We start from the raw sequence: 4,494 nt of genomic DNA, 5'->3' as shown, positions 1-4,494 counted from the left end.
GGGTGGGGGTGGGTGGGACGGGGTGGCGGGTCGGCCGATCCGATAGTCATGCTCATGACAGGCTTGGGCTGACGCGACGACGGGACGGAGGACCGGGGCGCGCGGGAGGTCAGGGCCTGAGCCGCCCTGAACCGCCGCCGCACGACCCGGCGACCCGTCGGACCGTCGACCTGTCGACCTGTCGCCCCGGAGCGAACAGGCCGTCGACGCGACTTAGTTCACTACGTGATTTAAGGAGTGAGCAATAAGCGTGTCAAGGGTTCGGTCCACACCGGCCGCGAGCGCCGCGGGAGGGGCGTTCGCCGCCGGGCCCGTCAGAGCCCGGGGCGGCCGTCGTCCGGGTCCGGCGCCTGCGGGGCCGCCCCGCCCGCGACCCGGCGGTACGCGGCCCGGGCCTGGACGAGGCGGGCCAGCACCGTGCCGACCAGGGCGGCGGAGCACAGACACGTGAGCCAGAAGGTGTCGCGGGGCCCGGTCCAGGTGAGGGTGCCGGCCGGCGGCACGGCGAAGCCGTTGAGGGTGAGCCAGCACAGCACGGCCGTGCCCGGAGCCGCCGTGAAGCGGGCGCACAGGCCCAGCACGGCCGCCAGCAGGGACACCGCCACCAGCGCCCACCCGGGGCGGCCCGAGCCCACCAGCGCGTTGTGCACCGCTACCAGGATCATCGCGCCGCCGAAGGCCGTGGCCCACACCACGGGGGTGGCGACGGGCTGGGGCACGGGTCTGGCGCCGGTCCTCAGGGACACCCACTCGATCACGCGACGCCTCCCTCCGGTCCCCCCGCGTGCACGGGCCGCCGGCCGCCACGGCGGCATGGACCTCGACCGCATTCTCCCACCGGCCGCCGCACGCGTTCCTGTCACCCCGTCAGTCCGGACGCCCCGGGGCGGGACGAACCCCGTCGCCGGCGGGCGGGCCCGTCGTCAGCCGTTCGAGAGGCGTCCCGCCTGGTCGAGGAGGCGCTCGGCGTCGTCGGTCGGGGGGGGTGGATCCAGCGCCCGTTGACGTCCCTCGGTGCAGACCGCCCCGGCGGGGCCGAGGGCGAGGCACGTGACGTACGGGTCGGGCGGGAAGGGCAGCAGGTCGCCGCCGAGGAGCTCGGCCGCCACGTCGTGACCGGCGAACCTGCTCATGGGCAGGGCGTGCTGACAGGACCGCGCCGTGGAGCGGCCGTCGTCCGCGGCGGCGTGCGCGGTGTCGCCGGCCGCGTGGACGTCGGGCACGCCGACGACCCGCAGGTGCGCGTCCACGCTCGGGCGCCCCCACCGGTCGCGTTCGCCGGGGACCTGGGCGCTGAGGGGGCTCGCGGCCATGCCGGCCGTCCGGACGACGGTCACCGCGGGGATCACCTCGCCGTCGGAGAGGGTGACGTCCCGGCGGGTCGCCGAGGTCACGGTGCGCCCCGGTCGCCGCAGGTGCGCACCGCGCCGGGCTGAGCCCCCGCCGCGCGCGCTCGGCCGACAGAGGGATCCACCGGCGTCCACGCCCCGGGGCGGCGGCTCAGCCGCCGGCGTCCAGCTCGGTGACCAGAGCGCGCACCACCGGCCCGTACTCGGGGTGGGAGAGGGCGAACGCCATCTGGGCGACCAGGTAGTCGGCCGGGTTTCCGGTGTCGTACCAGCGGCCCTCGATGACCTGCCCGTAGACCGCGCGGGTGGCGGCGTAGGCGTTGATGGCGTCGGTCAGGTAGATCTCACCCGTCCGGTGCTCGTACCAGCGACGCGTCTGCTCGCGCAGTTCGTCGACGACGCCGGGGGTGACGACGTAGCCGCCGATGGCCGCGTACGCCGACGGGGCCGCGGCCGGCTCGGGCTTCTCGACCAGACCGGTGACGCGCAGCCGGCCGCCGCCCAGGTCCTCCTCGACGAGCGGCACGCCGTAGCGCTGCGACTCGGCCGGGTCCATCGGCAGCAGGGCCAGGACGGGACAGCCGGTCTGCTCGTAGGCGCGCATGAGCTGCTGGGCCCGCGGGACCTCGGCCACGAAGACGTCGTCGGGCCACAGCACCAGGACCGGCTCGTCGCCGAAGGCCCGGGCCGCGTTCAGCACGGGGGTGCCGTTGCCGTACGGCCCGTACTGGTCCAGGTAGGTGAGGTGGCCCCGGCGGGACAGGTCGGCGACCTCCTCCACCGCGTCCGCGTAGTCCTCCTTGCCGTCGGCGCGCAGCTGCGCGACCAGGGCGGGATGGGGCCGGAAGTGGTCCTGGATCAGGGACTTGCCACCGGAGACGACGACGGTGATGTCCGTGATGCCGGAGTCCACCAGCTCGCGCACGGTGTGCTCGATGACCGGCTTGTCGCCGACCGGGAGCATCTCCTTGGGCGTCGCCTTGGTGAGGGGCAGCAGGCGCGAGCCGATCCCGGCGGCGGGGATCACGGCCCTGCGGATCGTCGGGGACATCGCGTCTCCCTCGGTCGTGCGGCGACGCCGTGCCGGCCGGCACGGCACAGGCGGACGCTACCAACGCGCGCCCCGCCCGCACCGGCCGGACGCGACGCCCCGCGCCGCCGCGTCACCCGGCGGGGCCCGGCGGACGGGCCGGGAGCGGGCCGGGGGCGGGCCGGTGACGAACGGCACACGCACCCCGCGGGCTTTAAATTGGTATCTCATATGCAAGTTATCTACGATGCGGGACAGGGCAGCCCGAACGCCGCGCACAGCTCACGCCGTGCATCCTGATACCGAGAGGACCGCGATGCTCTCCGCGCCTTCCGTCCCGATCGTCCGCGCCACCCTTGCGACCGTGGGAGCCTCCCTCGACGCGATCACCGAGCTGTTCTACCGCCGCCTGTTCGAGGAGCACCCGGACCTGCTGCGCAACCTGTTCAACCGGACGAACCAGGCCGGCGGCACGCAGCGCCGGGCGCTGGCCGGGGCCGTGGCCGCCTTCGCCACCGTGCTGGTGGAACGGCCGGGCGAGCGTCCCGACGCCGTCCTCGGCCGCATCGCCCACAAGCACGCCTCGCTGGGCGTGACCGCCGACCAGTACACCGTCGTCGGACGGCATCTGATGGGCGCCGTCGCCGACGTGCTCGGCGACGCCGTCACCCCCGAGGTGGCGGCCGCCTGGGACGAGGTCTACTGGCTGATGGCCAACGCCCTGATCGCCCTGGAGGCCCGCCTGTACGCCGGCGCGCGGGTCGACGACGGACAGGTCTGGCGCGAGATGGAGATCGCCGAACGCACCGAGGAGTCGGTGGACGCCGCCTCGTTCGTGCTGCGCCGCCCCGACGGTCTGCCCACCGAGCCGTTCGCACCCGGGCAGTACGTCGGCGTGCAGGTCGAACTGCCGGACGGCGCACGGCAGATACGCCAGTACAGCCTCTCCGCGGCCCCCGGGCACAAGACCTGGCGCATCACCGTCAAGCGCGAGCGCTCCGCGGACGGCAGCCTCCCCGAGGGCGAGGTCTCGACCTGGCTGCACACGCACGCCCGGCCGGGCCATGTCCTGCGCGTCTCCCTGCCGTTCGGCGACCTGGTCCTCCCGCGGGACGACAGCCCCCTGCTGCTGGCGTCCGCCGGGATCGGCATCACGCCGCTGCTGTCGATGCTGGACCACCTCGGCGACGTCAGCCCGAACCGCCCGGTCACGGTCGTGCACGCCGACCGCTCCCCCGCCCATCCCGCGCACCGCCACGAGCAGGCCGAACTGGCCGAGCGGCTCCCGCACTCCCCCGTGCACGTCTGGTACGAGGCCGGCGCCGGGGACGTCGGGGAATCCCGTGTCCACCTGCACGAAGGACGGGCCGACCTCGGCGGTCTCACGCTGCCCCGGGACACCACCGCCTACCTCTGCGGGCCCCTGCCGTTCATGCGGGCCGTCCGCGGCGACCTCCTCGCCCGGGGGCTGAGCCCCGCCGCCGTCCACTACGAGGTGTTCGGCCCCGACCTCTGGCTCGGCAACTGACCCGCCCCGCCCGTCGGTCGTCGTCGGTCCTCTGGTTGGATCTTCGTTCATGAGCCGACGGATCTATCTGGACAAGCAGAGCCCCAAGGCCTACCACGCGCTGGTCCAGACGTCCGAGGCCGTGCGGGCGACCGCCGCCGAGGCCGGCCTGGAGCGCACCGTGGTGGAACTGGTCAACCTGCGCGTCTCCCAGCTCAACGGCTGCGCGTCCTGCCTCGACGTGCACACCAGGGCCGCCCTGCGGGCCGGCGAGGACACCCGGCGGCTGGGCGTCCTCGCGGCCTGGCGGGACACCGAGCTCTTCACCCCGCTGGAGCGGGCGGCCCTGGCGCTCGCGGAGGCCACCACCCTGCCGTGCGACGCGGCCGCCCAGGAGGCCGCGTACGCCCAGGCCCGCGAGGTGCTGACCGAGGACCAGCTCTCGGCCGTGATCTGGGTGGCCGTCACCATCAACGCCTTCAACCGGGTGTCCATCCTCAGCAAGCACCCCGTGCGCTGAGCGGACGCGGGCCGGCGCGGTCCGGTGAGAATCGTTCGGACCGCCCGGTCCCGACCCCTTCTGGAGGCCCCGCCCATGACCCCTGCCC

Annotated in this window: 5 protein-coding genes; 2 read left to right on the top strand and 3 right to left on the bottom strand. The window is 74.6% G+C overall.

Translation table 11 applies throughout. The features are described from left to right. Positions 1-314: 314 nt before the first annotated feature. From KMS84_RS04490 to KMS84_RS04480, 3 genes are all read right to left on the bottom strand, one after another. Complete coding sequence (locus KMS84_RS04490) at positions 315-758, bottom strand: hypothetical protein (protein WP_256914703.1); 444 nt, start codon at positions 756-758, stop codon at positions 315-317. A 165-nt stretch (positions 759-923) separates the two neighbouring features. Then, positions 924-1,394, bottom strand: coding sequence for an FAD-dependent oxidoreductase (locus tag KMS84_RS04485; RefSeq protein ID WP_256914702.1), 471 nt, complete (start codon positions 1,392-1,394; stop codon positions 924-926). Positions 1,395-1,500: 106 nt separating this feature from the next. Then, a complete protein-coding gene (locus tag KMS84_RS04480; protein ID WP_256914701.1) occupies positions 1,501-2,400 on the bottom strand; it encodes a UTP--glucose-1-phosphate uridylyltransferase in 900 nt (299 codons plus the stop codon). A gap of 295 nt (positions 2,401-2,695) precedes the next feature. Here KMS84_RS04480 and KMS84_RS04475 point away from each other — a divergent pair, with 295 nt between their 5' ends. Then, the gene (locus KMS84_RS04475; RefSeq protein ID WP_256914700.1) at positions 2,696-3,907 is read left to right on the top strand and encodes a globin domain-containing protein; all 1,212 of its coding nucleotides are present in this window, start codon (positions 2,696-2,698) and stop codon (positions 3,905-3,907) included. A 49-nt stretch (positions 3,908-3,956) separates the two neighbouring features. After that, positions 3,957-4,406, top strand: a complete 450-nt coding sequence (locus tag KMS84_RS04470; RefSeq protein ID WP_256914699.1) for a carboxymuconolactone decarboxylase family protein — start codon at positions 3,957-3,959, stop codon at positions 4,404-4,406. Positions 4,407-4,494 lie beyond the last annotated feature (88 nt).

It is taken from the genome of Streptomyces hilarionis (assembly GCF_024539675.1).
In the GTDB taxonomy this organism is placed as follows: Bacteria; Actinomycetota; Actinomycetes; order Streptomycetales; family Streptomycetaceae; genus Streptomyces; species Streptomyces hilarionis.
The sequence above is the reverse complement of the archived record's forward strand: the minus strand, read 5'-3'. Positions and strand labels throughout refer to the sequence as shown.

Coding starts and splice junctions, on each gene's coding strand:
- KMS84_RS04480 (WP_256914701.1), bottom strand. CDS start 2,400: ATGTCCCCGACGATCCGCAGGGCCGTGATCCCCGCCGCCGGGATCGGC.
- KMS84_RS04475 (WP_256914700.1), top strand. CDS start 2,696: ATGCTCTCCGCGCCTTCCGTCCCGATCGTCCGCGCCACCCTTGCGACC.
- KMS84_RS04470 (WP_256914699.1), top strand. CDS start 3,957: ATGAGCCGACGGATCTATCTGGACAAGCAGAGCCCCAAGGCCTACCAC.